The sequence below is a fragment of the Bradyrhizobium sp. OK095 genome (assembly GCF_900109945.1).
Classification (GTDB): Bacteria; Pseudomonadota; Alphaproteobacteria; order Rhizobiales; family Xanthobacteraceae; genus Bradyrhizobium.
On the sequence record NZ_FOBX01000005.1, the window covers coordinates 162525 to 187299 of the forward strand.

General features: G+C 64.5%; 27 protein-coding genes. 13 read left to right on the forward strand and 14 right to left on the reverse strand.

The window, feature by feature from the left end; translation table 11 throughout:
* Positions 1-204 precede the first annotated feature (204 nt).
* From cpaB to BMW89_RS15100, 4 genes are all read left to right on the forward strand, one after another.
* Positions 205-1032 carry a Flp pilus assembly protein CpaB gene (gene cpaB / locus BMW89_RS15085; RefSeq protein ID WP_092027628.1) on the forward strand — a complete coding sequence of 276 codons (828 nt, stop codon included), beginning with the start codon at positions 205-207 and terminating at the stop codon, positions 1030-1032.
* A 10-nt stretch (positions 1033-1042) separates the two neighbouring features.
* Positions 1043-2563, forward strand: a complete 1521-nt coding sequence (locus tag BMW89_RS15090) for a type II and III secretion system protein family protein (RefSeq protein ID WP_092027630.1) — start codon at positions 1043-1045, stop codon at positions 2561-2563.
* 64 nt (positions 2564-2627) lie between these two features.
* Entirely contained in the window at positions 2628-3362 is a 735-nt protein-coding gene (locus tag BMW89_RS15095; RefSeq protein ID WP_092027632.1) for a CpaD family pilus assembly protein, read from the forward strand.
* The gene (locus BMW89_RS15100) at positions 3359-4648 is read left to right on the forward strand and encodes a CpaE/TadZ family protein (protein WP_092027634.1); all 1290 of its coding nucleotides are present in this window, start codon (positions 3359-3361) and stop codon (positions 4646-4648) included. The genes BMW89_RS15095 and BMW89_RS15100 overlap by 4 nt, the downstream gene beginning before the upstream one ends.
* Positions 4649-4729: 81 nt before the next feature.
* On the opposite strand, the gene BMW89_RS15105 is transcribed toward BMW89_RS15100, so the two are convergent.
* Together BMW89_RS15105 and BMW89_RS15110 are read right to left on the reverse strand one after the other, a co-directional pair.
* Positions 4730-5506, reverse strand: a complete 777-nt coding sequence (locus BMW89_RS15105) for a tetratricopeptide repeat protein (RefSeq protein ID WP_092027636.1) — start codon at positions 5504-5506, stop codon at positions 4730-4732.
* Between the two features lie 79 nt (positions 5507-5585).
* On the reverse strand, positions 5586-5831 hold the full coding sequence (locus tag BMW89_RS15110; protein WP_045004729.1) for a PilZ domain-containing protein: 246 nt from the start codon (positions 5829-5831) through the stop codon (positions 5586-5588).
* Between the two features lie 226 nt (positions 5832-6057).
* On the opposite strand from BMW89_RS15110, the gene BMW89_RS15115 reads away from it, so the two are divergent.
* From BMW89_RS15115 to BMW89_RS15130, 4 genes are all read left to right on the forward strand, one after another.
* Positions 6058-7596, forward strand: a complete 1539-nt coding sequence (locus tag BMW89_RS15115; RefSeq protein ID WP_092027637.1) for a YifB family Mg chelatase-like AAA ATPase — start codon at positions 6058-6060, stop codon at positions 7594-7596.
* A gap of 109 nt (positions 7597-7705) precedes the next feature.
* On the forward strand, positions 7706-8179 hold the full coding sequence (locus tag BMW89_RS15120) for a hypothetical protein (RefSeq protein WP_092027639.1): 474 nt from the start codon (positions 7706-7708) through the stop codon (positions 8177-8179).
* Between the two features lie 125 nt (positions 8180-8304).
* Positions 8305-10524 (forward strand): PAS domain-containing hybrid sensor histidine kinase/response regulator, encoded by a 2220-nt coding sequence (locus tag BMW89_RS15125; protein ID WP_177196063.1) that lies wholly within the window; start codon positions 8305-8307, stop codon positions 10522-10524.
* Between the two features lie 105 nt (positions 10525-10629).
* Positions 10630-11259 (forward strand): histidine phosphatase family protein, encoded by a 630-nt coding sequence (locus BMW89_RS15130; protein WP_177196064.1) that lies wholly within the window; start codon positions 10630-10632, stop codon positions 11257-11259.
* Positions 11260-11305: 46 nt separating this feature from the next.
* Here BMW89_RS15130 and BMW89_RS15135 read toward each other — a convergent pair whose 3' ends face one another.
* The 8 genes from BMW89_RS15135 to hisB all read right to left on the reverse strand — a co-directional run bounded on the left by BMW89_RS15135 (position 11306) and on the right by hisB (position 16399).
* A complete protein-coding gene (locus BMW89_RS15135) occupies positions 11306-11545 on the reverse strand; it encodes a hypothetical protein (protein ID WP_092027643.1) in 240 nt (79 codons plus the stop codon).
* 102 nt (positions 11546-11647) lie between these two features.
* Complete coding sequence (coaA, locus tag BMW89_RS15140) at positions 11648-12604, reverse strand: type I pantothenate kinase (protein ID WP_092027645.1); 957 nt, start codon at positions 12602-12604, stop codon at positions 11648-11650.
* A gap of 21 nt (positions 12605-12625) precedes the next feature.
* Positions 12626-12952, reverse strand: coding sequence for a phosphoribosyl-ATP diphosphatase (locus BMW89_RS15145; RefSeq protein WP_092027647.1), 327 nt, complete (start codon positions 12950-12952; stop codon positions 12626-12628).
* A gap of 91 nt (positions 12953-13043) precedes the next feature.
* Positions 13044-13820, reverse strand: coding sequence for an imidazole glycerol phosphate synthase subunit HisF (gene hisF / locus BMW89_RS15150; RefSeq protein ID WP_092027649.1), 777 nt, complete (start codon positions 13818-13820; stop codon positions 13044-13046).
* Between the two features lie 9 nt (positions 13821-13829).
* On the reverse strand, positions 13830-14567 hold the full coding sequence (gene hisA / locus BMW89_RS15155) for a 1-(5-phosphoribosyl)-5-[(5-phosphoribosylamino)methylideneamino]imidazole-4-carboxamide isomerase (protein ID WP_092028054.1): 738 nt from the start codon (positions 14565-14567) through the stop codon (positions 13830-13832).
* Complete coding sequence (hisH, locus tag BMW89_RS15160; RefSeq protein ID WP_092027651.1) at positions 14564-15214, reverse strand: imidazole glycerol phosphate synthase subunit HisH; 651 nt, start codon at positions 15212-15214, stop codon at positions 14564-14566. The genes hisA and hisH overlap by 4 nt, the downstream gene beginning before the upstream one ends.
* Complete coding sequence (locus tag BMW89_RS15165) at positions 15211-15741, reverse strand: DUF2628 domain-containing protein (protein ID WP_092027653.1); 531 nt, start codon at positions 15739-15741, stop codon at positions 15211-15213. Before BMW89_RS15165 ends, hisH begins: the two co-directional genes overlap by 4 nt.
* A gap of 64 nt (positions 15742-15805) precedes the next feature.
* Positions 15806-16399 carry an imidazoleglycerol-phosphate dehydratase HisB gene (gene hisB / locus BMW89_RS15170; RefSeq protein WP_092027655.1) on the reverse strand — a complete coding sequence of 198 codons (594 nt, stop codon included), beginning with the start codon at positions 16397-16399 and terminating at the stop codon, positions 15806-15808.
* 241 nt (positions 16400-16640) lie between these two features.
* Between hisB and hslV the strand changes: the two genes are divergently transcribed.
* The 4 genes from hslV to BMW89_RS15190 are packed head-to-tail and all read left to right on the forward strand — an operon-like array spanning position 16641 to position 20333.
* Positions 16641-17201, forward strand: a complete 561-nt coding sequence (gene hslV, locus BMW89_RS15175; RefSeq protein WP_092027657.1) for an ATP-dependent protease subunit HslV — start codon at positions 16641-16643, stop codon at positions 17199-17201.
* Positions 17202-17205: 4 nt separating this feature from the next.
* Positions 17206-17826: a DUF2585 domain-containing protein gene (locus BMW89_RS15180; protein ID WP_092027659.1), complete on the forward strand. Its 621-nt coding sequence runs from the start codon at positions 17206-17208 to the stop codon at positions 17824-17826.
* Positions 17827-17875: 49 nt separating this feature from the next.
* Positions 17876-19180 carry an ATP-dependent protease ATPase subunit HslU gene (gene hslU / locus BMW89_RS15185; RefSeq protein ID WP_092027661.1) on the forward strand — a complete coding sequence of 435 codons (1305 nt, stop codon included), beginning with the start codon at positions 17876-17878 and terminating at the stop codon, positions 19178-19180.
* A 28-nt stretch (positions 19181-19208) separates the two neighbouring features.
* Entirely contained in the window at positions 19209-20333 is a 1125-nt protein-coding gene (locus BMW89_RS15190; protein WP_092027663.1) for a hypothetical protein, read from the forward strand.
* Here the strand turns inward: BMW89_RS15190 and BMW89_RS15195 are convergent.
* From BMW89_RS15195 to BMW89_RS15205, 3 genes are read right to left on the reverse strand one after another with little or no spacing between them, the layout of a single operon-like run.
* A complete protein-coding gene (locus tag BMW89_RS15195) occupies positions 20330-20920 on the reverse strand; it encodes a Smr/MutS family protein (RefSeq protein WP_092027665.1) in 591 nt (196 codons plus the stop codon). The two genes, BMW89_RS15190 and BMW89_RS15195, sit on opposite strands and share 4 nt — an antisense overlap.
* On the reverse strand, positions 20917-22446 hold the full coding sequence (gene mltA, locus BMW89_RS15200; protein ID WP_177196065.1) for a murein transglycosylase A: 1530 nt from the start codon (positions 22444-22446) through the stop codon (positions 20917-20919). Before mltA ends, BMW89_RS15195 begins: the two co-directional genes overlap by 4 nt.
* Positions 22424-23131, reverse strand: a complete 708-nt coding sequence (locus tag BMW89_RS15205; RefSeq protein ID WP_092027667.1) for a Tim44/TimA family putative adaptor protein — start codon at positions 23129-23131, stop codon at positions 22424-22426. The genes mltA and BMW89_RS15205 overlap by 23 nt, the downstream gene beginning before the upstream one ends.
* A 417-nt stretch (positions 23132-23548) precedes the next feature.
* On the opposite strand from BMW89_RS15205, the gene secB reads away from it, so the two are divergent.
* The gene (secB, locus tag BMW89_RS15210) at positions 23549-24034 is read left to right on the forward strand and encodes a protein-export chaperone SecB (RefSeq protein ID WP_092027669.1); all 486 of its coding nucleotides are present in this window, start codon (positions 23549-23551) and stop codon (positions 24032-24034) included.
* A gap of 8 nt (positions 24035-24042) precedes the next feature.
* Here secB and dnaQ read toward each other — a convergent pair whose 3' ends face one another.
* Positions 24043-24759: a DNA polymerase III subunit epsilon gene (gene dnaQ / locus BMW89_RS15215; protein WP_092027671.1), complete on the reverse strand. Its 717-nt coding sequence runs from the start codon at positions 24757-24759 to the stop codon at positions 24043-24045.
* Positions 24760-24775: the final 16 nt, after the last annotated feature.

Genomic DNA, 24775 nt, shown 5'->3' on the forward strand with positions numbered 1-24775 from the left:
ATTCGAATGCACGAGCGCGCTTGCGTGATTCTACGGGGCCACTGGCCGACCGGATAACGCGGCGTTCACCATCTGCTTAGAACGCGCATCATCACTGCCCATCACACTCGGCCTCGCAACACCCCTTATACTTTTACTGCCTACTCATCGACATGGGGAACCCGCCACGTGCGGTTCGAGTACCCCGCGTAAGAGTAGAAGCGTATGAACACCGCACGCATCATCGTTCTCGTCATCGCGCTGGGCGCCGGCGGCGTCGCCGCGTATCTGGCGAGCGGCTATCAGAACGCACCCGCACCCGTCCTCGCCATCGCCGAGAAGCTGCCGACGGTCGAGGTCCTGGTCGCGAAGAACGACATCCAGCTCGGCCAGGCCGTGAAGCCCGACGACCTGCAATGGCAGTCCTGGCCGGCGGCGACCGCCAGCAGCGCCTTCATCCGCCGCGACAACAGGCCCGAAGCGCAGACCCAGATCGCAGGTTCGATCGCGCGCGTGCCGTTGATGCAGGGCGAACCGATCCGCGAGCAGAAGCTGGTCAGGGCCGAAGGCTCCGGCTTCATGGCCGCGATCCTGCCCGCGGGCATGCGCGCCGTTTCTACCGAGATTTCAGCCGAGACCGCCGCCGGCGGCTTCATCCTGCCGAACGACCGCGTCGACATCGTCCTGACCCGCCGCCTCAAGAACCCCGATGGCGCGAACAACAACAACGGCCCGACCGGCGGCAACGACCTCGTCCTGTCCGAGGTCATCCTGACCAACATCCGCGTGCTCGCGATCGACCAGGCGCCGAAGGAAAAAGACGGCCAGAACGCCGTGGTCGGCAAGACCGTCACGCTCGAGCTCAAGCCGGACCAGATCGCGATCCTCGCGGCCTCGCGCCAGGGCGGCACGCTTCAGCTTGCGCTGCGAAGCCTCGTCGACGCCAACGCAGTCGACAGCCCGGCCGAAGACCAGGCGATCAAGCGTCCCGCCGGCGGCGTCAACGTGATCCGCTACGGGGTGCAGACACGACAACTGACGTCACAGAAGTGATGGGGACATCATGAACTACGGGGATGATCGGACGGGCATGCGCATTCGGGGGAAGCGCGCGCGCTCGTTCTGGACGGGGACGATGCTGATGCTGGGGCTGCTTGCGGCGCCTCGCATGGTCAGCGCTGCTGCAGATGCGCCGGTCGGCGACCAGGCACCGATGCAGGCGCCGGATCTCGGCATATCGTCGGTCGGATCGATCGCGCCGGCGAAGACGCGATTTCTCTCTCTTGGCGTCGGCAAATCCGTCGTCATCGACCTGCCGCGCGAGGTCAAGGACGTGCTGGTGGCCGATCCCAAGATCGCCAACGCGGTGGTCCGCTCGGCCCAGCGCGCCTATATCATCGGCGGCCAGGTCGGCCAGACCAACGTCGTGTTCTTCTCCGCCGACGGCCAGCAAGTCGCCGCCTACGACATCGCGGTCAAGCGCGACCTCAACGGCATGCGTGCCGCGCTGCACTCGACGCTGCCGGGCGTGCAGATCGAAGGCGTCGGCGACAGCGTGATGCTGACCGGCTCGGTGTCGAGCCCGGTCGAGGCCCAGCAGGCGGGCGACGTCGCCGCAAAACTCGTCGGCGGCTCCGAGAAGGTCGTCAACAACATCGTCGTGCGCGGCCGCGACCAGGTGATGCTCAAGGTTGTCGTCGGCGAAGTCCGCCGCGACATCGTCAAGCAGCTCGGCGTCGATCTCAGCGCCAGCCTGAACGCCGGCACCGCGGTGGTGAATTTCAACAATTCCAATCCGTTCTCGGTGAGTGGCGGACCACTGGTCAGCAGCAATGGACTTGGCGTTAGCGGCCTCGCCAAGGGCATGGTCACCGTCAACGCCACGATGCGCGCAATGGAGAGCGCCGGTGTGATGCGGACGCTGGCCGAACCGAGCCTGACGGCGATCTCGGGTGAATCGGCGACCTTCATCGCCGGTGGCGAATTCCCGATTCCCGCAGGCTATTCCTGCGATCCGGTTACCCACGTCTGCACCACCCAGATCACCTACAAGAAATTCGGCATCTCCCTGAACTTCACGCCGGTCGTGCTCAGCGAAGGGCGGATCAGCCTGCGGGTGATGACGGAAGTCTCGGAGCTGTCGAACCAGAACGCCATCACGGTGACACAGGCGCTGTCCTCGTCCTCGTCGAGCTCCATCACCATCCCGTCGGTCCAGACCCGCCGCGCCGAGACCACGCTGGAGATTCCCTCCGGCGGCTCGATGGCGATGGCCGGCCTGATCCAGCAGCAGACCAAGCAGGCGGTCAACGGCCTGCCCGGCGTCGACCAGGTGCCGATCCTCGGCGCGCTGTTCCGCAGCCAGGACTTCGTCAACAACGAGACCGAGCTGATGGTGATCGTGACGCCCTATGTGGTGCGCGCGGTTGCCCAGAAGGAATTGTCGCGGCCCGATGATGGCTTCGCGCCGGCTTCGGACGCGCAGACGGCGCTGCTCGGCCGCATGAACCGCCTCTACGGCATCGCCCGCCGCGCCGATCCGATCAGCAGCACGCCCGGCGATTTCGGCTTCATCATCGACTGAGGCGAACGGTTTGGGGACCGGGACAGGACTTCGGACAGGACATGGGGCAAGAGGGGATCAAGCGATGACGAAGACGACAGCTGATCGACGTCGCAACTTTAGCGTCGCGCTGGCGCTGACGGGCCTCTCCGTCATGCTGAGCGCGTGCAACACCACCGGCGAGATCGTCACCCAGACGGTGCCGACCGACTATCGCCAGCGTCATCCGATCGCGGTGCAGGAAGCCAAGAAGTCGATCGTGATCTTCGTCGGCAAGGCCCGCGGCGGCCTCTCGGCCGCGCAGCATGCGGACGTCGAGGGCATCGCCCGGGACTGGGGGCGCGAAGGCACCGGCTCCGTCGTCGTCGACGTGCCTGTCGACACCGCGAATGCGCGCGCCGCGTCCGCAACCTATCAGGAGATCCGTTCCGTGCTCGCATCCGGCGGCGTGCCGTCGCGTGCGATCATGCGGCATCCCTATCGCCCCGAGGATCCCGGCCTGCTGCCGACCATCCGCCTGAGCTATTCCCGGATCGCCGCGGTCGCCGGCCCCTGCGGGCTGTGGCCCGAAGACGTCGGTCCGTCCATCCTCGACCCCGGCTACAACGAGAACCGGCCGTACTTCAATCTCGGCTGCGCCACCCAGCGCAATCTCGCGGCGATGATCGACAATCCCGCCGACCTCGAGCAGCCGCGTGCGGAAACACCGGTCTATACCGCGCGGCGCGACATCGCCTTCGACCGCTATCGCAAGGGCACCCCGATTTCCACTCCCAATCCTGACGCCGATAAGGCCAAACTCAGCGAAACAGGCAAATGACCGGCGTCAACGACGAAGAAGCGGACGACCCGCGGCACCCCGAGGAACACATCGCTCCGGTTCCTCGCATCTCCGTGCAGGCCTTTTGCGAGACCGATCAGACGCTCGCCGCGATCACCGCGGCCGGGCAGGATCGCCGTCTCGCCAAAGCGCATCTCACCGCCAAGAGCGGCGGCCTTGCTGCGGCCATCGAAGTCTATGACACGATGCCGACGCCGAACGTGATCGTGATCGAATCCGACGGCACGCGCGACATCCTCGAAGGCCTCGACGATCTCGCTGGCGTCTGCGATCCCGGCACCCGCGTCGTCGTGATCGGCAATCCCAACGACACCGCGCCCTATCGCGAGCTGGTGCGCCGCGGCGTCAACGACTACGTGGTCGGACCGGTCGAAACCCTCGACGTGGTCCGCTCGATCTGCAGTCTATTCTCGGCCTCTGAGACCATCATCACCGGCCGCGTCATCGCGGTGGTCGGCGCCAAGGGCGGCGTCGGCGCATCCACTGTCGCGCACAATTTGGCCTGGACCATTGCGCGCGACCTCGCGCTCGATTCGGTCGTGATCGATCTCGACCTCGCCTTCGGGACCGCGGGCCTCGACTACAACCAGGATCCCGCTCAGGGCATTGCCAATGCGGTGCTGTCGCAGGACCGCCCGGACACGGCGCTGATGGAGCGCCTGCTCTCCAAATGCACCGAGCGCCTCAGCCTCCTTGCTGCACCTGTCACACTTGATCGCGTCTACGATTTCGGCGCCGAAGCCTTTGATGCGATCTTCGACACGCTGCGCATGACCACGCCCTGCATCGTGCTCGACGTTCCCCACCAATGGTCGGGCTGGACGCGGCGTGCGCTGGTCAATGCCGACGACATCGTGATCGTGGCCGAGCCCGATCTCGCCAATTTGCGCAATACCAAGAACATGCTGGGCGTGCTGAAAGCCGCGCGGCCGAACGACCGGCCGCCGCTGTACTGCATCAACCAGGTCGGCATGCACAAGCGCGCGGAGATCGACGTCAAGGCGTTCACCAAGACGATGGAGAGCCAGCCGCTCGCGGTGATCCCGTTCGATTCAAAACTGTTCTCGACTGCCGCCAATAACGGCCAGATGATCGCGGAGGTCTCCAAAGGCCACCGCACCACCGAGCTGTTCCAGAACATGGCGAATCGCCTCGCCGGGCGCGGCGAGGTCAAGAAGCCGAAGCGCTCGCTGCTCGGACCGCTCCTGAAAAGGCTGAAGGGCCGGTCGGGCCGCCCGTCCGCCCCGCATCGCAAGGCTTCGTAGGGACCAAAGCGTTTTCGAGCAAGGTGGATACCGGCTCGCGTCAGGAAAACGCGTCGAAAAAGAACCCAGAAAGAGGGCGGACTATTTGTCCGCCCGCTGCTGCTGCTTCTTCGTCAGCAGCTGGCGCAGCGCGGTGACCTTGGCGGCGGCCTGATCCGGCGGCAGATCGCCCTTCACGATGGTCTCGGCCTCGGCCTGCTTTCCTTGCAGCCCCACCACCAGCGCAAGATTGCCGCGCACGCGGGAATCATTGGGATTGCGCTCATAGGCGCGGCGCATCGTTTCCTCGGCCCGCGGCAAATTGTTCTGGAGCACATAGGACAGGCCGAGATTGGACAAGACCTGCGGCTCGTCCGGCACGATCTTCAGCGCGGAGGCGTAATATTGCTGCGCGTCCTCGCTGCGGCCGAGCTGATCGAGCGCCGCGCCCTGCGCCGACAGGATGCGCCAGTCGGGATCCTCAGGCGTATGCGCGCGGCTGAGCACGTCGAAAGCCTGCTGGAAATTGCCGTTGTCGGCGAGCGCGCGGCCGTAGCCGGCAAGCAGCGCCTTGTTGCTGGGATGGGCGAGCACGGCCTGCTCCATCACCGCGACCGCCTGGCCGCGCTGGCCAGTGTCGCGCAGCGCCTTGCCGTATTCGAGCGCGATGGCGGGATCGCTGGGCTTGGCGCGGTAACGCTCGCGTAAGCCGTCCAGGTCCGGCCTGCCGTCAGCCTTGCTTGCGGTTTCCGATTTGCTGCCGAGCGCGCCCGTCACATCGTCAAGGCTCATGGTCTGGCAGCCGCCGAGGACGAGCACCAGGAGCGCGGGAAGCAGGAATCTCGCCGCGGGAGAGGCGAGGGACGAACGCTTGGACATACTCTGATCACTCGGCAACTGATCAGAGATGCTTACCGATTAACGCTAAAGTCCCGTTAAGGACGCAGGCGCTCGGGTCTCAATCGGTGAATTCGGCACCGAATTCGCAGCCGATGCGCCAGCGCAGCCGGCATTGGCGGGAATAATCGGGCGCAAAGATGATGGTGAATTGCGGCGGCACTTCCAGAAACTCCGCCACGACTTTCACGCCGCCATCCGAAATATCCGTGATCGTGCAGTCCCTCGGCAGCGAGCCCGCGCCAAAATGAATCTTGGCGAGCCGGGTGCATCCCCGTCGTTCGCTTCTGCGGCGATTTGCAAGCATTTGAACTGTTCACCCGTTAGACCACGGCCCATCCCGCACCCCTAGGAGTAGCGAACATTCGTTGGGATGTGCTGAGAACAGCCGCTCGCATTCGAGGCGTAGTGTCGGGAGCGCGTTTACGACTGGTTAGGGCTTGCGCGGCCCTCGAATCGTTCATGTATTGTTCTTGCGGTGGGCGCCTCGTTCTGCTACCCCTAATTGTACGAAGGGGCAGGCTGGTTCAGGCATGGTTCAACGGGTTTCTACCGTCGCCTTTGAGGGGATCGAGGCCCGCGCGGTCGACGTGCAGGTGCAGGTCGCGCCGGGCCTGCCTGCCTTTGCCATCGTCGGCCTGCCGGACAAGGCGGTGTCGGAGGCACGCGAGCGGGTTCGGTCAGCGCTGATCGCTTCGGGCCTGGCGCTGCCGGCGCGGCGGATCATCGTCAATCTGGCGCCCGCCGATCTGCCCAAGGAAGGCAGCCATTACGACCTGCCGATCGCGCTCGGATTGATGGCGGCGATCGGCGCGATCCCGCCGGATGCGCTGACGGGTTTTACCGTGCTCGGCGAGCTCGGCCTCGACGGCTCGATCGCGCCCGTGGCCGGCGTTCTTCCCGCAGCGATCGGCGCCAATGTGCGTGAGGAAGGATTGATCTGTCCGGCGTCTTGCGGCTCTGAAGCGGCGTGGGCGAGCCCGGATATCCAGATCATCGCCGCACACTCGCTGATTCAGATCGCCAACCATTTCAAGGGCACGCAGGTGCTGTCGCGGCCCACCCCGAAGGTGCATGAGGCCGCCACCTCCACACTCGATCTGCGTGACATCAAGGGCCAGGAGAGCGCCAAGCGGGCGCTGGAGATCGCAGCCGCCGGTGGACATCATCTCTTGATGATCGGCGCGCCCGGTGCGGGCAAATCGATGCTGGCCGCGCGCCTGCCCTCGATCCTGCCGCCGCTGTCGCCGGGCGAACTGCTCGAAGTCTCGATGATCGCCTCCGTCGCCGGCGAGATCAAAGGCGGCGCACTAACGTCGCAGCGGCCATTCCGCTCGCCGCATCATTCCGCCAGCATGGCCGCGCTCACCGGCGGCGGCATGCGCGCCAGGCCAGGCGAGATATCGCTCGCGCATCAGGGCGTGCTGTTCCTCGACGAGTTGCCGGAGTTCGATCCGCGCGTGCTGGATTCGCTGCGCCAGCCGCTGGAAAACGGCGAGGTCTCGGTCTCGCGCGCCAATCACCGCGTCACCTACCCTGCGCGTTTCATGCTGATTGCGGCGATGAATCCCTGCCGCTGCGGCCATGCATTCGAGCCCGGCTATGCCTGCAAGCGCGGCCGCATCGATCGCTGCACCGGCGACTATCAGGCGCGTATCTCCGGTCCGTTGATGGACCGCATCGATCTGCGCATCGAGGTTCCCGCGGTGACCGCAGCCGATCTGATCCTGCCGCCGCCGGCGGAAGGCTCTGCCGAGGTCGCCGCACGCGTGGCCGCGGCGCGCGATATCCAGATCTTGCGTTACGCCGATGCGGGGCTGCCCAAAGTCCGCACCAATGCCGAAGCGCCCGCCTCGGTGCTGGAGGAGATCGCAAAACCCGACGCGCAAGGCGCCAAGCTGTTGCGCGACGCTGCTGAAACCATGCGGCTGTCGGCGCGCGGCTATCATCGCGTGCTGCGGGTGGCGCGCACGCTCGCCGACCTCGACGGTGCCGACAAGATCGGCCGGCTGCATCTCGCCGAAGCCCTGTCCTACCGCGCACTCGCGGAGGATGTGCGCCAGATGGCGTGATCATTCCGCGCATCAACCCGGCGGTAACGAGTTTCCTTTACGCTCTGCAAACCATAAGGCCATGAGTTCCAGGGGACAGTTCCCGAGCGGCCTTGGCGAGTAGAGTGTCATGTTGCGTTTCAAGATCCTGGCCTCGGTTGTTCCCCTGTTGGCGGCTGCGGTGTTCGCCCGCAGCGAGATCGGGTCGGTCTCGCATCCCTGCATCGCGCTGGGCGACACCTCGGCCGAGCTGACTTCCCTGTTCTGGACGGCCGGCGTCCATGTCGCCTTCACCGACGATCTGTCGCGGGCCACGGTGCGGGTCCGGATCACCGACGACGCCGACGAAGCGGACTTCGCGGTCGTGGACGACGGCCTCGGTTCCGAGACGGATTCCTGTCAGGCCAATCCGGCGACACGGCTGATCACGATTGCCGCGCAACCCGTCGACGGCGGCCCGGTGATCTATCTCTCCACCGACGGGCCGGCCGATTACCGCATCTATGTGCGCTCGAAGACGTTCTCGCAGCGCGAGGCCGCAGCCCTGATCGTCGGCGCCCATGGCGGCCAACGCCCGCTCCCGCTCCAGGCGGCCTCGCTCTGAGGCATTAACACCTCGTTAGCCTTGTTTGGAGGCCGACCCAAAGCCTCAAGCTGTTCGCAAGGTCGGCGAGACATCTTCGCACGCGGCGGTGGCGGGATTTCGGACATGAGTCGGGATCGGTGACGATGGATCGGACGTTCCGGATCAAGGTGCGCATGCGCCGCTTCAGGCGACAGTATCCCCGCATCGCCTTCGCGATCCGCTCCTTCATGATCTTCTCGGCGACGTTTGGCGGCGCCTACGGTTTCGTCTCCGGCAGCCGCTCGGAAAATTCCGGCTACGACCCCAACACCTTCGCGATCGGCGCGAGCTTCCTGTTCGCGCTCGCCTGCCTTGGCCTCGCCACGCTGAGCATGCGGCTGCGCTTCGTCAACAAGCGGATGCGCGCGCTCGCCGCCCACAACGAGGCGCTCATCGACCGCAATTGGGAGCTGAAGGAAGCCGAGGAACGCGCCCGCAACCTTTTTGAACAACAGGGCGACCTCATCGTGCTGCGCGATCATCAGGGCCGCATCACCTTCGCCAACGATGCCTATTGCGTGCTCGCTGGCCAGGAACGTGGGGCGCTGGTCGGCACGCGCTTTGACTTCGACGTGCTGGAACAGGGCGACGACGCCCGCGAGAGCAACGGCACGCGCATTCACGACCAGAGGATCACCACGCCACTCGGCGCGCGCTGGATCGCCTGGCGCGAGAGCTATGTCCGGCTCGATGCCGGCCAGCCCGCCGAATTACAAAGCGTCGGGCGCGACGTCACCGACCGCACCGAGACCGAACGTGCGCTGACCGACGCACGCGACCAGGCCGACGCCGCCAACCGCGCCAAATCGCGTTTCCTCGCGATGGCCTCACATGAAATCCGCACACCGCTGAACGGCATCATCGGCATGGGCGGCCTCCTGCTCGACACCACGCTGACGCCGGAGCAGGCGACCTATGCCCGCGCGGTGAAAACCTCCGGCGAAGCGCTGATGGCGCTGATCGAGGAGCTGCTCGACTATTCCAAGATCGAGGCCGGCAAGCTCGATCTCGAACAGCGCCCTTTCGCGCTCTCCACCCTGATCGAGGAGATCACCGAACTGCTGGCGCCGCGCGCGCAGGCCAAGACACTCGAGATCGCCGCCTATGTCGACGAGCGGCTGCCGCTGGAGGTCGTCGGCGACGCCGCGCGGCTGCGCCAGGTGCTGCTCAACCTCGCCGGCAACGCCATCAAGTTCACCGCGAGCGGCGGCGTCGCGCTGATCGTCGAGCCCGGCATCTGGCCGAACGAAATCAGCTTTCTGGTCCGCGACACCGGCATCGGTATCGCCACGGACGCGCAACAGCGCATCTTCCGCGAATTCGAGCAGGCCGACGAGCGCGTCGCCCGCACCTATGGCGGCACAGGACTTGGGCTCGCCATCAGCGAGCGTATCGTCAAACGCATGGGCGGCCGCATCACGCTCACGAGCGAGCCGGGCAAGGGCTCGACCTTCGAGGTCGCCGTGCCGCTCGCGCCATCGCAAGCCGACGCCGGGCAGACGGCGTTCCCGAGTCCCGATCTCACCGGCAAATCGATCCTGCTGGTCGCCGAGGGCATCGAGGCCTCGCTGATCGCGCGACGCCTGGAGCGCTGGGGCGGTCAGACCTGCCTCGTCTCGGATGCGACGGTCGCCGAGGCCCTCCTGCCCGAACGCTCATGGCATGCGGTGCTGGTCGATCGTGCTATTGGCGCCACCGACCATCTTGGCGAGGTCGCCCGCGCGCATGCGCCACAGCGGCTGGTGCTGCTGACATCGAGCTCGCGCCACGAAAAAATCTCGCCGACCTTCACCGGCTTCCTGGTGAAACCGCTGCGCGCGGCCTCGCTTGCCGCACGCCTCGCGCTGACGCCTGAGGTCGCCTCGCCCGACCTCGCACCGGAGCCGCTGCCTGAAACCACGCGTCAAGCACCGGCAAAGGGGCTTTCGATCCTTGTCGCCGAAGACAACGAGATCAACGCGCTGTTGATGCGCTCGCTGCTGACGAAACTCGGCCATCGCGTCGTGATCGCCGTCCATGGCGAGGCCGCGCTGGAATCCTGGCTGGCCGCATCATCGGCCGGCACGCCCTATGATCTCGTGCTGATGGATATCCAGATGCCGCAGCTCGACGGCATCGAGGCGACAAAGCGCATCCGTGTCCACGAAGCCGCCACAGGCGGCCACCACACGCCGATCCTGGCGCTCACCGCCAATACGCTGGTCGAGGATCGCTATGCCTGCTTCGAGGCGGGCATGAATGGATTTTTGATCAAGCCGCTCGATCGCGACAAGCTGGAAGAGGCGCTGGCCGGGCTGGCGGCGTCACGGCACCTGGCGGTCTGATTGAGAAATTCACGGGAACCTGATTTTGGGGCCGGCAATCTGTAATTGAATTCGCCCGCGTTGAGCGCCACGATCCTCTGGGGCATTTGCAGGAGGATTTCGCGCATGAACGCGCTTTGCCGGCTCGCATTCATTGCTCTTCTCGCTGGAATGTCTCGATCCGCCGCGGCTGATACGGCGCAGCTCATCGCCTCGCTCAAGCAAGGCGGCTACGTCCTGGTTTTTCGGCACACCGCGACCGACGACAGTCAAAAGGACGTCTACCCTTTCAAGTTCGACGACATGAGCGCTCAGCGTCAGCTCAGTGAAAAGGGCCGGGACACGGCGCGCCAGATCGGCGCAGCGGTCAAGGCGTTCGCGATCCCGATCGGCGATGTCTTCACGAGCCGGCTGAATCGCGCGGTCGAGGCCGGCAAGCTGATCTCCGGCCGCGATGTTCAACCCGTCGATGCCTTGACGGACAGCAGCAACGCCAGCGCCTCGGGGATGGCAAACCCGGCCGGCGCAAATGCGAAGGCCGGACAGGTCATGCGTCAGCTCGTCGATGCGCCTCCGAAGCCAGGCACGAACACGGTCCTCGTAACCCACAAGACAAACTTCGCCGACGCCTTCGGCAAGGACGCCGGGGACGTGCAGGAAGGGGAGGCCTTTATCTACCAAGCCCAAAGCTCTGGTGCCGCCATCTTTGCGGGGCGCATCAAGCCTGCGGATTGGACCATGAAAGCCGACAAGTAAACCGCACACCGACGATGCGCATCAACAAGGGTATGGGGTCAGCGGCCTACGCGGCGTAAGCAACAAAACGCGGCGCGGAGAGCTTGTCAGGCGGCCCCTGTCTTCCCTTGAAGACGGTGTTCGTCTGCTCGGCGCGCTTGCAATGCGGGCACACGAAGAGATGCGCGATGATCGGAACCGGCTCGTCCGCGAGCAGTTCCGAACGGTACCACCTCATCTCGATATGGCAGTCCGGGCAGGTCGGTGCTTCAAGCTGCTCCGCAGCACTTCTGAGACGGTCAACCATGGAGCCCTCGCGTCTTCGAAGGTCATAGCTGAAGACCTCGTGCCGGTCTGCAACAAAAAGACACTCTGCCCCAATTAGCCAGGGCCGCGCCGACTGGCGCGATTACAGCCTTCGCAGCGCCACGCTCTCCACCCTGTGGTCCGCGCCCTTCTTCAGGATCAGCGTCGCACGGGGGCGGGTGGGCAAGATGTTGTCCTCGAGATTGGCGAGGTTGGTGCGTTCCCAGATCGCGATCGCGGTGGCGGTCGCTTCCTCGTCTGACAGCAGCGCATAGCGGTTGAAGTAGGATTTTGGGTTGGTGAACGCGGTGTCGCGCAGCGACAGGAAGCGCCGGATGTACCATTGCCGCAGCGCCGCTTCGTCGGCATCGATATAGACCGAGAAATCGAAGAAGTCGGAGACCACAGGCACGGCCTTGCCGTCGCGCGGCAGCTTGCCGGTCTGCAGCACGTTGACGCCCTCGACGATCAGGATGTCGGGCTGGTCGATTTCGGCCCACTGGCTCGGCACGATGTCGTAGGTCAAATGCGAATAGACCGGCGCGCGCACGTGGCGACGTCCGGCCTTGATGTCGGAGAGGAAACTCAGCAGCAGCGGCAGATCATAGCTCTCGGGAAAGCCCTTCTTCTGCATGATGCCCTGCCGGTCGAGCACCGCATTGGGATAGAGAAATCCGTCGGTGGTGATCAGTTCGACCTTCGGGCGCGGCGACCAGCGCGCCAGCAGCGCCTGGAGCACGCGGGCCGTGGTGGACTTTCCGACCGCGACCGAGCCGGCGACGCCGATGACGTAGGGCATCTTGCGGTCGCGGATGTTGAGGAACTGGCGCTCTGCGTAATACAGGCGTTGCATCGCATCGACATAAATCGACAGGAGACGCGACAGTGGCAGGTAGATGTCCTCGACCTCCTGCAAGTCGAGGCGGTCGTGCAGCGAACGCAACCGGTCGAACTCACCCGGTTCCAGCGTCATCGGCGTATCGTCGCGAAGTCGCGCCCAGTCCTCGCGCGTATAGACGCGGTAGGGATTATATTGCTGCTCGGGTGCGCGAATATCCATGACGCGACTTCTCCACCTCGGCTAGTTGCCGCTTTTGCGCGACGCCTTTTCTTCCAACCCTGACATGTTCGTCCGCTTGTCCAGCGCGGCCTCGACCTCTTCCAGCTTTACGCCGCGGACCTTGAGCAGCACAAGGAAATGATAGAGCAGATCGGCCCCCTCGGCGATCAGATGCGCGCGATCGTTTTCGACTGCTGCGATGACGGTTTCGACTGCTTCCTCACCGAACTTCTTGGCGCAATGCTCGGCGCCCTTGTCCAGGAGCTTGCGGGTATAGGAGACCTCGCCGCCAGCCGCGGCGCGCGCGTCGATGGTCTCGGCCAGATCGTGGATCGTGAAACGCGGCATCGGACTTACTCGGAAACACATCTGGCAATAAACTTGGCCACGGAGGCCATTCCCTGCACGGCCTGTGTAGCATTTTTATGAGCAGGAGTCGTCAGGCATCGAGGCGCATGGGCAAGCCCCGGCGGGACATATGCTCCTTGGCCTCGCGGATGGTGAATTCCCCGAAGTGGAAGATCGAGGCGGCCAGCACGGCGGTGGCATGCCCGTCGCGGATACCGTCGACGAGGTGGTCGAGATTGCCGACGCCGCCCGAGGCGATCACGGGAACGGGAACGCTGTCGGCGATCGCCCGGGTCAGCGGGATGTCAAAGCCCTGCCGGGTCCCGTCGCGGTCCATCGAGGTGAGCAGGATTTCACCAGCCCCCAGCGAGACCACCTCCTGGGCATATTCAATGGCGTCGATGCCGGTCGAGTTGCGGCCGCCATGGGTAAAGATCTCCCAGCGCTCGCCACCGCCGGCGCGCTTGACCCGCTTGGCGTCGATTGCGACCACCACGCACTGCCCGCCGAACTTTTCGGCCGCTTCCTTGACGAACTCGCGCCGCGACACCGCCGCGCTGTTGATCGAGACCTTGTCGGCGCCGGCGCGCAGCAGCGTCTTGATGTCGTTGACCTCACGCACGCCGCCACCGACGGTCACGGGCATGAAGCAGGCCTCCGCCGTGCGCCGGACCACGTCCAGCATGATGCCGCGGTTCTCATGGGTTGCGGTGATGTCGAGAAAAGTCAGCTCGTCGGCGCCGGCGGCGTCATAGGCGATCGCGGCCTCGACGGGATCGCCGGCATCGCGCAGATCGACAAAGTTGACGCCCTTGACGACCCGACCGTCCTTGACGTCGAGGCAGGGGATCACGCGCACCTTGAACATGGATATCTCCTAGGCCGCGCGCGCGTTGCGGATCAAAGTGAGGGCAGCCGTGGGATCGAGCCGGCCGTCATAAAGCGCGCGCCCGGCGATCGCGCCGGCGAGCTTTTTCGCGCGCGGCGTCAGCATCGCCTTGACGTCCTCGATCGAGGCGAGGCCCCCCGAGGCAATCACCGGAATTGAGATGGCGTCGGCCAGCGCAATGGTCGCGTCGAGATTCAGGCCCTTGAGCAGACCATCGCGCGCGATGTCGGTGAAGATGATGGCGGCGACGCCGGCATCCTCGAACCGCTGTGCGATCTCCAGCACGGTCACTTGCGAGGTCTCGGCCCAGCCTTCAACCGCGACCTTGCCGTCACGGGCATCCAGCCCGACCGCGACGCGGCCGGGGAATTTCTTGGCCGCAGCCTTCACCAGCTCAGGGTCGCGCACCGCAGCCGTGCCGATGATGACGCGCGTAATACCCTTGTCGAGCCAGGCTTCGACGGTGGCGAGATCGCGAATGCCGCCGCCGAGCTGCACCGGGATCTTGATGGTCTTCAGCATCGCCTCGACCGCCTGCGCGTTCACCGGCTTGCCGGCGAAGGCACCGTCGAGATCGACGACGTGGAGATACTCAAAGCCCTGCTCGACGAAGCTCTCGGCCTGTGCCGCTGGATTGAGGTTGAACACGGTCGCACGCGCCATGTCGCCTTGCTCGAGGCGCACGCACTGGCCGTTCTTGAGATCGATCGCGGGAAAGAGAATCACGGTTTCCATCGCAAAAAGTTCGAGATCAGGGCCAGCCCAAAACGCTGGCTCTTCTCGGGGTGGAATTGAGTGCCGATGGCGGTGTCCTTGGCGACGATCGCGGTGACAGGCCCGCCGTAATCGGCGCGCGCGAGCACGTCCGCCTCGTTGGCAGCGTTGAGGTGGTAGGAGTGCACGAAATAGGCGTGCTGGCCCTTGGGGCCGAGCGGCAGCCGTTCCAGCACCGGATGCTCACGCAGCACCTCGAGCGTGTTCCAGCCCATGTGCGGGATCTTCAGGCTCTCGTCGCGCGGCGTGATCTTTTCGACATCGCCGCCGACCCAGTTCAGGCCTTCGGTGACGACGTGCTCCTTGCCGCGGCTCGCCATCAGCTGCATGCCGACACAAATCCCGAAGAAGGGCCGCGCCTTGACGCGCACCGCCTCGGTGATCGCCTCGACCATGCCGTTGACGGCATCGAGCCCGCGCCGGCAATCGGCGAAGGCGCCGACACCAGGCAACACCAGGCGGTCGGCGCTGTAGGCCTGATCCGGATCGCTGGTGACGAAGACCTTTTGCGGAATCTCGAGGCTGCGCGCGGCGCGCTCAAAGGCTTTCGCGGCGGAATGCAGATTCCCGGAACCGTAATCGATGATGGCGACGCTCATCTTGACCCTCCCGGTTCTGGAAATAATCCAATGATGCCGCCGGCCGGAATGGGCGGCGGGTTGGAGAATTGCTGACCCGGCACACCGCGGGTCGGCGGCGGGCCGCCGCGATCGACGGCCCATTGATCGTTGACGATGCCGCGCTGCTTCTGGCTCCAGCGCTCGAAGAAGCGCCGTTCGGCGGTATCCTCATCATCGGCGACGACGACATCGAGCTGGCGCCACTTGCCACGCGACAACGTCCAGCGGCGAAGGCTGGAGGCCTCAAAACCCATCAGCAGTGCAACAATGGTGTTGGCAAAGAAGATCGCGCTGCGGCCGACGCCGAGGCTATGCAGCCCGCCATCAAACGCAGCGAGGAAAATCACCCAGCCGATCAGCGCCAGCCAGAGCCGGTGCCAGAGCAGCCAGATCGGGCCGAACACCATCGCCCAGAGATGAAAACCGTCGCGCACGAACACGAACTTGTCGGTCGCGCGCAGATCGGCTCCGGCAGGAGAGGGAGCATGAACTGTGTAGACAGGCATGGTGATGCCCCGTTCCTAGGAATTCAGTGATGCGGCCAGCAGCGTTTGCCACCAGCCCGAGACGTCAGCCGCCGAGCGAGCCCTTGGTGGACGGGATCTCGCCCACAGCCTTCGGATCGATCGCGACCGCGGTGCGCAGCGCCCGCGCCAGACCCTTGAAGCAGGACTCGGCGATATGATGGCTGTTATCGCCATATAGGGTCTCGACGTGGAGAGTCACGCCGGCATTCATGGCGAAGGCCTGGAACCACTCGCGCACCAGCTCGGTGTCGAACTCACCGATCTTGTCGCGGGGGAAATCGGCCTTGAACACCAGGAACGGGCGGCCCGAGATGTCGATGACCACGCGCGACAGGGTCTCGTCCATGGGCATGTGCACGCCGGCATAGCGGGTGATGCCCGCCATGTTGCCGAGCGCCTGCTTGATGGCCTGGCCGAGCGCGATGCCGGTGTCTTCGGTGGTATGGTGATGATCAATGTGCAGGTCGCCGACCGCCTTGACCGTGAGGTCGATGCGGGAATGGCGGGCGAGGAGATCGAGCATATGGTCGAAAAAGCCGATGCCGGTCGCAATATTGGCCACGCCGGTGCCATCGAGGTTCACGGTGACCTCGATGTCGGTTTCCTTGGTCTTGCGCTTGATCGTCGCGGTGCGCATTGAAGGCTTTCGCTCTTAAATTTGCGCATGATCCTTCTCGGAAAACCGGTGCCCACTTTTCCGGATCATGCTGTTTGGGCCGAAAACGCCGGTCTTTTAACAGCCAAATGACGCCTTCGCTACTGCGGGAACGGCCGGTGGGGCCTCTACTTCTGCCTATGGTGAGCGAAATTGGGCCCGGAGCGGCCCGTTGTGCCGCTGCCCCCGACCGCCTAAATCAGGCCGGACAACGAGGTATTACATGCAGGACTCCCAGAACAGCTCGCCGGTCTGGCACGGCACCACGATTTTGACGGTCCGCAAGGGCGGCAAAGTGGTGGTCGGCGGCGACGGCCAGGTCTCGATCGGCCAGACCGTGATCAAGTCCAACGCCAAAAAGGTCCGCAAGCTCGGCAAGGGCGACGTGATCGGCGGCTTTGCTGGCGCCACCGCCGACGCCTTCACACTGTTTGAGCGGTTGGAAGCCAAACTCGAGCAATATCCGGGGCAATTGACCCGGGCCGCGGTCGAGCTTGCCAAGGACTGGCGCACCGACCGCTACCTGCGGCGGCTCGAGGCCATGATGATCGTGGCCGACAAGGACGTCTCCCTGGTGCTGACGGGCACCGGCGACGTGCTCGAGCCCGAGGCCGGCGTGATGGCGATCGGCTCCGGCGGCAATTACGCCCTGGCCGCAGCCCGCGCCCTGCTCGACACCGACAAGGACGCCGAGACCATCGTCCGCCGCTCGCTCGACATCGCCGCCGACATCTGCGTCTACACCAACCGCAACGTGACCATCGAAGCCCTGTCGGCCGGCTGAGCGGATGACATTGGCCCGCAGCACCGGCTCGACCCAACCCGCATTTCCGCCGCTCGCCTGGGTCGGCATCGCGCTGCTGTTATTGGCGCTACAGGCCTCGATCCTGTTCGCGATGGGGCGGGTGCCGATCTGCACCTGCGGCTACGTCAAGCTCTGGCATGGCGTGGTGAACAGCTCGGAGAATTCGCAGCACATCGCGGACTGGTACACCTTCTCGCATATCCTGCACGGCTTCCTGTTCTATGGATTGACCTGGCTGCTGTTCGCGCGCCTGCCGCTCTTTCGGCTATCCTGGCCGGCGCGATTGATCATCGCGATGCTGATCGAAGGCGCCTGGGAGATCGTCGAGAACTCGCCGTTCATCATCGAGCGCTACCGCGCCGGCACGATCTCGCTGGATTATTTTGGCGACAGCATCGTCAATTCGGTCTCTGACAATCTGTCCATGGTGCTGGGGTTCCTCGCCGCGCGCGTGCTGCCGGTCTCGATCACCGTCCTGCTCGGGCTCGCCTTCGAGATCATGCTGGCGCTTCACATTCGCGACAATCTGACGCTCAATATATTGATGCTGATCCATCCGATCGAGGCCGTGAAACAATGGCAATCGGGTCCGCCCATCATCTGACCTAAAATGCGGCTTGTCCTTGAGCACCTCCCGCCCTAGCTAAACAGACATGACAGACCTCTCCCCCCGCGAAATCGTTTCCGAACTTGACCGTTACATCGTCGGCCAGGCCGACGCCAAGCGCGCCGTCTCGATCGCGCTGCGCAACCGCTGGCGGCGGCAGCAGCTCGAAGGCTCCTTGCGTGAGGAGGTGCTGCCGAAGAACATCCTGATGATCGGCCCCACCGGTGTCGGCAAAACGGAAATCGCGCGGCGATTGGCAAAGCTCGCGAACGCGCCGTTCCTGAAGGTGGAAGCCACAAAGTTCACCGAGGTCGGCTATGTCGGCCGCGACGTCGAGCAGATCGTGCGCGATCTCGTCGAGGTCGCGATCGCCCAAATCCGCGAGAAGAAGCGCAAGGACGTGCAGGCACGCGCGCAGCTCGCCGCCGAGGAGCGCGTGCTCGATGCTCTCGTCGGCGCCAATGCCAGCGCGGCGACGCGGGACTCGTTCCGCAAGAAGCTCCGCGCCGGCGAGCTCAACGGCAAGGAAATCGAGATCGAGACGCAAGGCGGCGGCAGCGGCATGCCGATGTTCGAAATCCCGGGCATGCCGGGCGCGCAGATGGGCGCGATCTCGATCGGCGACATTTTTGGCAAGCTCGGCGGCCGCAGCAAGACGCGGCGGCTGACGGTCGAGAGCTCGCACGAGATCCTCGTCAACGAAGAGTCCGACAAGCTGCTGGACACCGAGCAGCTCACGCTGGAGGCGATCAGCGCGGTCGAGAACAATGGCATCGTGTTCCTCGACGAGATCGACAAGATCTGTGCCCGCGACGGCCGGGTCGGCGGCGATGTTTCGCGCGAGGGCGTGCAGCGCGATCTGCTGCCGCTGATCGAGGGCACCACGGTCTCGACCAAGCACGGCGCGGTGAAGACCGACCACATCCTGTTCATTGCCTCGGGCGCGTTCCACGTCGCCAAGCCGTCCGATTTGTTGCCGGAATTGCAGGGCCGCCTGCCGATCCGCGTCGAATTGCAGGCGCTGACCCGCGACGACCTGCGGCGCATCCTGACCGAGCCCGAGGCCTCGCTGATCAAGCAATATGTCGCCCTGATGCAGACCGAGGGCGTCACGCTCGACATCACCGACGACGCCGTGGACGCGCTGGCCGACGTCGCGGTGGCCGTCAATTCCACCGTCGAGAACATCGGCGCGCGGCGGCTCCAGACCGTGATGGAGCGGGTGCTGGACGAGATCTCCTTCACCGCCCCCGACCGCAGCGGCGAGACCGTCAAGGTCGATGCCGATTTCGTGCAGAAGCACGTCGGCGACCTCGCCAAGAACGCGGATCTGAGCCGGTTTATTTTGTAATTTTGGGCGGTCGCGCTATTGATGCCGCGTGACCGCACGCATCCTGCAAAACCCCTGGCGCCTGCTGCTCGCGATCAACGCGGCCGTAATCGTCGGCGTATTCGTCCACAAGATCCAGCTGCCGCCTTACGTCCCCTACATCCACCTCCTCGTCGACTACCATTTTGGCTTCATCAAGCGCGCGCTGGTTGGCGCCATCGTCGCGCTGTTCACGGACAAGGTGCCGGTCTGGCTGGTGTTCGCGCTCGGCGGCGTGACATGGCTGGTGACGCTCGCCCTGTACGCAAAACTGTTTCAGAAGATTTTCGGCTTCACCGCGAAAACGCTGCCGCTGTTCGTCTTCATCGCGGGCTCGCCGTTCTTCCTGAAGAATTTCATGCACACGCTCGGCCATTTCGACATCTATGGCTGCGCACTGGCGCTCGTCCTGCTGCTGATGCCGGCGGGCTCATTGCTGTTCGTGGCCTTGGCCGCGCTGTTCTCGATCATTCTCGTGCTGATCCATCACATCCATCTGCTGATGTATGTGCCTGCGATCATCACCATCGTCGTGATCAGGCACTATCTCGCCTACGGCTGCAATCGCAGCAACGTGGCGTTCGGCATCGTCGCCTTCGCCCTCGTCTCCGCACTGTTCTTCGCGGCGCAATTCCTGGGAACGATGCCGATTCCGGAGGCAGACTTCGTCGAATACCTGAAGAGCCGGATGGCCGATCCGTCACGGACCGATCTGCTGCAATTCGCCTACATCTGGTACCAACCGCTGGCCAGGGAGATTTCGGACACTTGGGGACGCTTGCCGCACAACATCCTTGGCGTGCCCGTGTTCGCACTGCTGATCTGGCTGCACATGCCGCTGTGGCGCTATTTTGCGAACCTGATCGGCGCGCTCGCGAGCGAGGCGCACCGCCGCCTCGTCATCGCGGCGCTGATCGGCGTCAGCCTCGCCTATCTCGTGATGTTCGCGATGGTGTTCGACTATTCGCGCTGGATCTCGAATTGGGCGGTCTGCATGTTCCTGATCCTGCACGCGGTGAAGATGCTGCCGGCCGCGCGTGAGGTCCCGCCGATTCCGGCGGAGGATCGCAACACGAATCTCTTCGGCCTTTTCGTGACGCTCATCCCGCGCGTCGGAATCGTGCGGCCGTTCTAGAATCGCGCCCGCCTGATCCGCACATAAAGCGCGCCCTCGCCGCCGTGACCGATCCCAGCCTCCTCGAACCCGACCACAAAAGCACGGAATTCCGGCAGGCTCAGCCATTCCGGCACTTGCCGACGCAGCACGCCGCTTTCGCCGCCGCTGCGGCCCTTGCCGGTGATAACAAGCACGAAGGTGAGGCCGTCATGATGGGCGCGGTGCAGGAAACCGGTCAGCGCGCGATGGGCGCGTAGCTGGGTCATGCCGTGCAGGTCGAGCCGTGCCTCGATCTCGCTGCGGCCACGCGACAGTTTTGTGCGCTCGCGCTTGCCGAGCGGGGCCAGCGGCGGCATTGCTGGTTTTGTCACGCGCAGCGGCGGCGCAGCAGCGGTCGGACGCGGTGATGGCGCAGGTCTCGTCGCCGGCGCTGCGGGTGAGGGCTCAGCGCGCGGCGGTGCATGCGCCTTCGCCACGCGATGCTTTCTCAGCGGCTTGACCTGCTTTGCGACCGTGTCCCACAGCTCGCGCTCCTCCTCGCTCAGCGCGCGGCGGCGCGGCGAGGGGCGAGGCTCCAGCACGGGCGGACGGGACGATCGCTTCATTGTTGCCGATGGGGACGATTCTTCGCGGGCCGCCGCGGCTCGGGAGCAGGCTCTATCACGGGTCGCGGCACCGGCAACGGGACTGGACCAGCGACAGCGACCGTCTCACTCTTGCCTTGCGCCACGGCCGCGGCCGGAGCCGCCGGCTTGGCCTGATCGGTTTGCGGAAACAGCCTTGCGATCTTCTCCGAGGGCCGCGGGTCCGGCACCGGCAGCTTCGCGGCACGCACGCTGGGATCGAGGCCCTTCGGCACCAACATGACAAAGTGCATGGGATGGCGCAGCCGGCCCGAGACCCGGCCGGCATCCGCGCCGGCACCGAAATAGAGATCCGCGCGGGCAGGTCCAATGATGGCTGAACCCGTGTCCTGCGCGATCATCAGCCGATGGAACGGCGTCTTGGCGCGATCGGACTCGATCGGCAGCTCGCCCTCGATGAAGAACGGCGTGCCATAGACATGCAGCGATTTATCGACCGCGATGGAGCGGCCGGCCGTGAGCGGAATCCCTTGCGCACCTACCGCCTCGTCCTTGTCGGAGAGGTTGACCTCACGGAAGAAGATGTAGGAGCGGTTCTGGCGGCGCAGCTCCTTGGCACCGTCAGGGGTCTGCGCCATCCACTCCCTGATCTTCTGCATCGACATCTCTTCCTTCGGAATGATGCCGCGTTCGATCAGGATGCGCCCGACGGCCGTATAGGGAAAGCCGTTATAGGAATCGTAGTTGAGCCGGAGTGTCGCGCCATCATCGAACTTAATCCGCGCCGAGCCCTGGATCTGGGCAAACAGCAAATCGGTCGGGTCCTTCAGCCAGGCGATCTCGAGCCCGCGTCCGGCGATCTTGCCATCCTCGATCTCGCCGCGATCGTAATAGGGCACCAGCTTGCGGCGGCCGATCTTGCGGTAAACAGGTCCCTTGTTGGGCAGGCTGACCGAATCCTGCTTGTAGCCGCGCACGAACAGGTTCGATGGGCGGCGATAGACCGGAACGTTGTAGATTTCGGTCTGCGTCCGCGAGCCCTCCAGCACCGGCTCGTAATAGCCGGTGACGAAACCATCGGGCTCGCCGAGGCGTGAGATGCGCAGCGGCGAAAAGTTCTCCTCGAAGAAAGTTTTTGCTTTCGCATCGTCAGCGAGCTCGAGCGTCTTGGCCGCCCGGCAGGGTTCGCTCAGTGAGCCGGCCAGCGCCTTCGGCTCGGCTGCGCCGGTCTGCGCATTGATCGTTCGGCAACTTGCGCGAAACGTCTTGTACGCGGCGAGATGGTCATCATCGCTCCAGCCCTTCACATCTGCCCAAGCCAGCGGAAGATATTGCGCACCGGGAATTTCGAACGGCAGGGGGAGCGGAGGATAGGGCAACGCCCGCGCAGGTATCGCAGGCAATTCCGGGAGATGATGGTGATGGCTGCGATAGTGGCGCCGCGCAGCCTCGGCGCCGAGTGAAAACGACGACAGCACCACGACACCAGCGCAAAGCGCCGTCGCGCTGTTCTTCAGGAACGCCTTAATTCGCGCTTCCGGTGCCAACCAGCTTCCAGTTCGGATCGCGAGAGGTGACGTCGCGGGCGAAAGTCCAGATGTCGGTGATGTCGGCAACCGTGTCGGCGCTGCCGTCGACGATGTTGCCAGCCTTGTCACGGGTGGCCGAAATCATCTGCGAGACGAAGCGGATGGTGAGCTGGGCGGTACGGTCGCGCAGCTCGGCGCCGGCGAGCTCGGCCTTGTCGATCGAGACGAAGCGCGTCTCGGTCTTCTGCTCGTTCTTTTCGCGGTCCTTGATGACGGAATCGAAGCTGTCATAGACCTCCGACGACAGCAACTCGCGCAGCGCGCGGCGGTCGCCATTGGCAAAGGCCAGCACGATCATCTCATAGGCGCCGCGGGCGCCGGAGATGAAATGGCGGGGGTCGAAGGTGGAATCCTTGTCGACGATGGCGTCGAGACCCTGGGCGAGCGCGGTGCCCGGTTCAGTCAGGCCCTTCCAGCGGTCGGCGGGCGGGGTTGGCTCGGCCGTCGGCGCCAGCGGCGCCTGGTCAATCACCTTGCCCGGCATGGTCACGACGTTCTTGTCCTGGGCACCCCCCAGCGCGTTGCGGGCGGCAGTATGATCGAACGGCGGCCGCTCGTTGCCCGTACGCTGCCCCAGCACGCTGCGCAGCCTCAGAAAGATGAAGACCGCCAGCGCCAGGAAGATGATGGTGTAGATATCCACGTCGTATTCGCTTTCTGGTCTACTCGAGAAGGGGCCGACTAGAAGGGGTCGTCGCCGGGAAAATCAATCCGGCCAGTAGACCGTTCCATACGGGAACGGCAAGTCTACATCACCATTTTAGGTCCGCGCGTCAGGTCCGTGGGATGTAGGCACGAAATCCTGCCCGGCCAATGGCGCCTTTTGGCACAGCGCCGATTGTAGCGCGTTTTATGCTTAAGGGGAAACCCGATCCAGCCCGGAAATCGCGCATCTTCAAGCATTTAAGGCGCAATTTCGCCGGAAGGCCGGCCTGAACGTCACAGTTGTGGGCACGGTTGGTATCCCCCGTCCGGGACCGTTCGTCCTTGTGGAACGAGGCAGCCCTATGTTAGCCAACCGCCGCGAAATTCAGCCCCAATCGGGTAAGGAGACACTTCGATGACCAACGGTAACGGCACCCCTCCCGAGGCGGCCCAGGCTCCCCAGCTCAACGTGCTGGCGCAGTACACCAAGGACCTCTCGTTCGAAAATCCGAACGCGCCGACCTCGCTCCAGCAGCAGGGCCAGCCGCCCCAGATCAATATCCAGATCAATGTCAGCGCCAACAACCTCAGCGATACCGAGTTCGAGGTGACGCTGTCGGTCGAGGGTAAGGCCGAGACCGCGGGCAAGATCATGTTCTCGTTCGAGCTCGCCTATGCCGGCGTGTTCCGAATCGCCAACGTGCCGAAGGAGAATATGCACCCGCTGGTCATGATCGAATGCCCGCGTCTGCTGTTCCCGTTCGCCCGTGAGATCATCGCGACCGCTGTCCGCGACGGCGGGTTCCCGCCCCTGATGCTGGATCCGGTCGACTTCGTCGGTCTCTATCGTCAGAACATGGAGCGGCAAATGGCCGCCGGTACCCCCGCGGGCCAGGCTTAACCTGCAGGCTAACCAGCCGGAGAAGCGGCTGGAGCGGGCAGGAACTCGCTCCAGATCGCCTTGTCGCCGAGCGTTGCGATGAAAGCCCGGTGGGCCTCGCGCTCGGCATCGGAAACCCGCGGCGCGAGCGGCACTGTCCGCTGCCGCCGCGGCGTATCGCCTGCGGTATTAACGCGAATGCCCTCGCCTTCCGACGCCAGCAGGAGTTGCGACTGCCGCGCCCCCACCAGATCGACATAGACCTCGGCCAGCAATTCGGCGTCCAGCAGCGCGCCGTGCTTGGTGCGGCGTGAATTGTCGATCGAATAGCGCGAACAGAGATCGTCGAGCCGGTTCGACACGCCGGGATGCTTGCGCCGCGCCAGCAGCAGCGTGTCGACCAGCCGCTCACGCGGGATCGCCACACGCTTGATCTTGTCGAGCTCGGCATTGATGAAGCCGATGTCGAACGAGGCGTTGTGGATCACCAGCGGCGCATCGCCGATGAATTCCAGAAACGCATCGACGACCTCGTGGAACAACGGCTTGGTCGACAGGAATTCAGCCGACAGCCCATGCACCGCGAACGCTTCCGCCGGCATGTCCCTCTCGGGATTGATATAGACGTGATACGTCTGTCCCGTCGGCATGCGGTTGAGAATCTCGACGCAGCCGATTTCGACCAGACGATCGCCGCGGAGCGGATCGAGGCCGGTGGTTTCGGTATCGAGAACGATTTCACGCATAATTTTAAGACGCCGT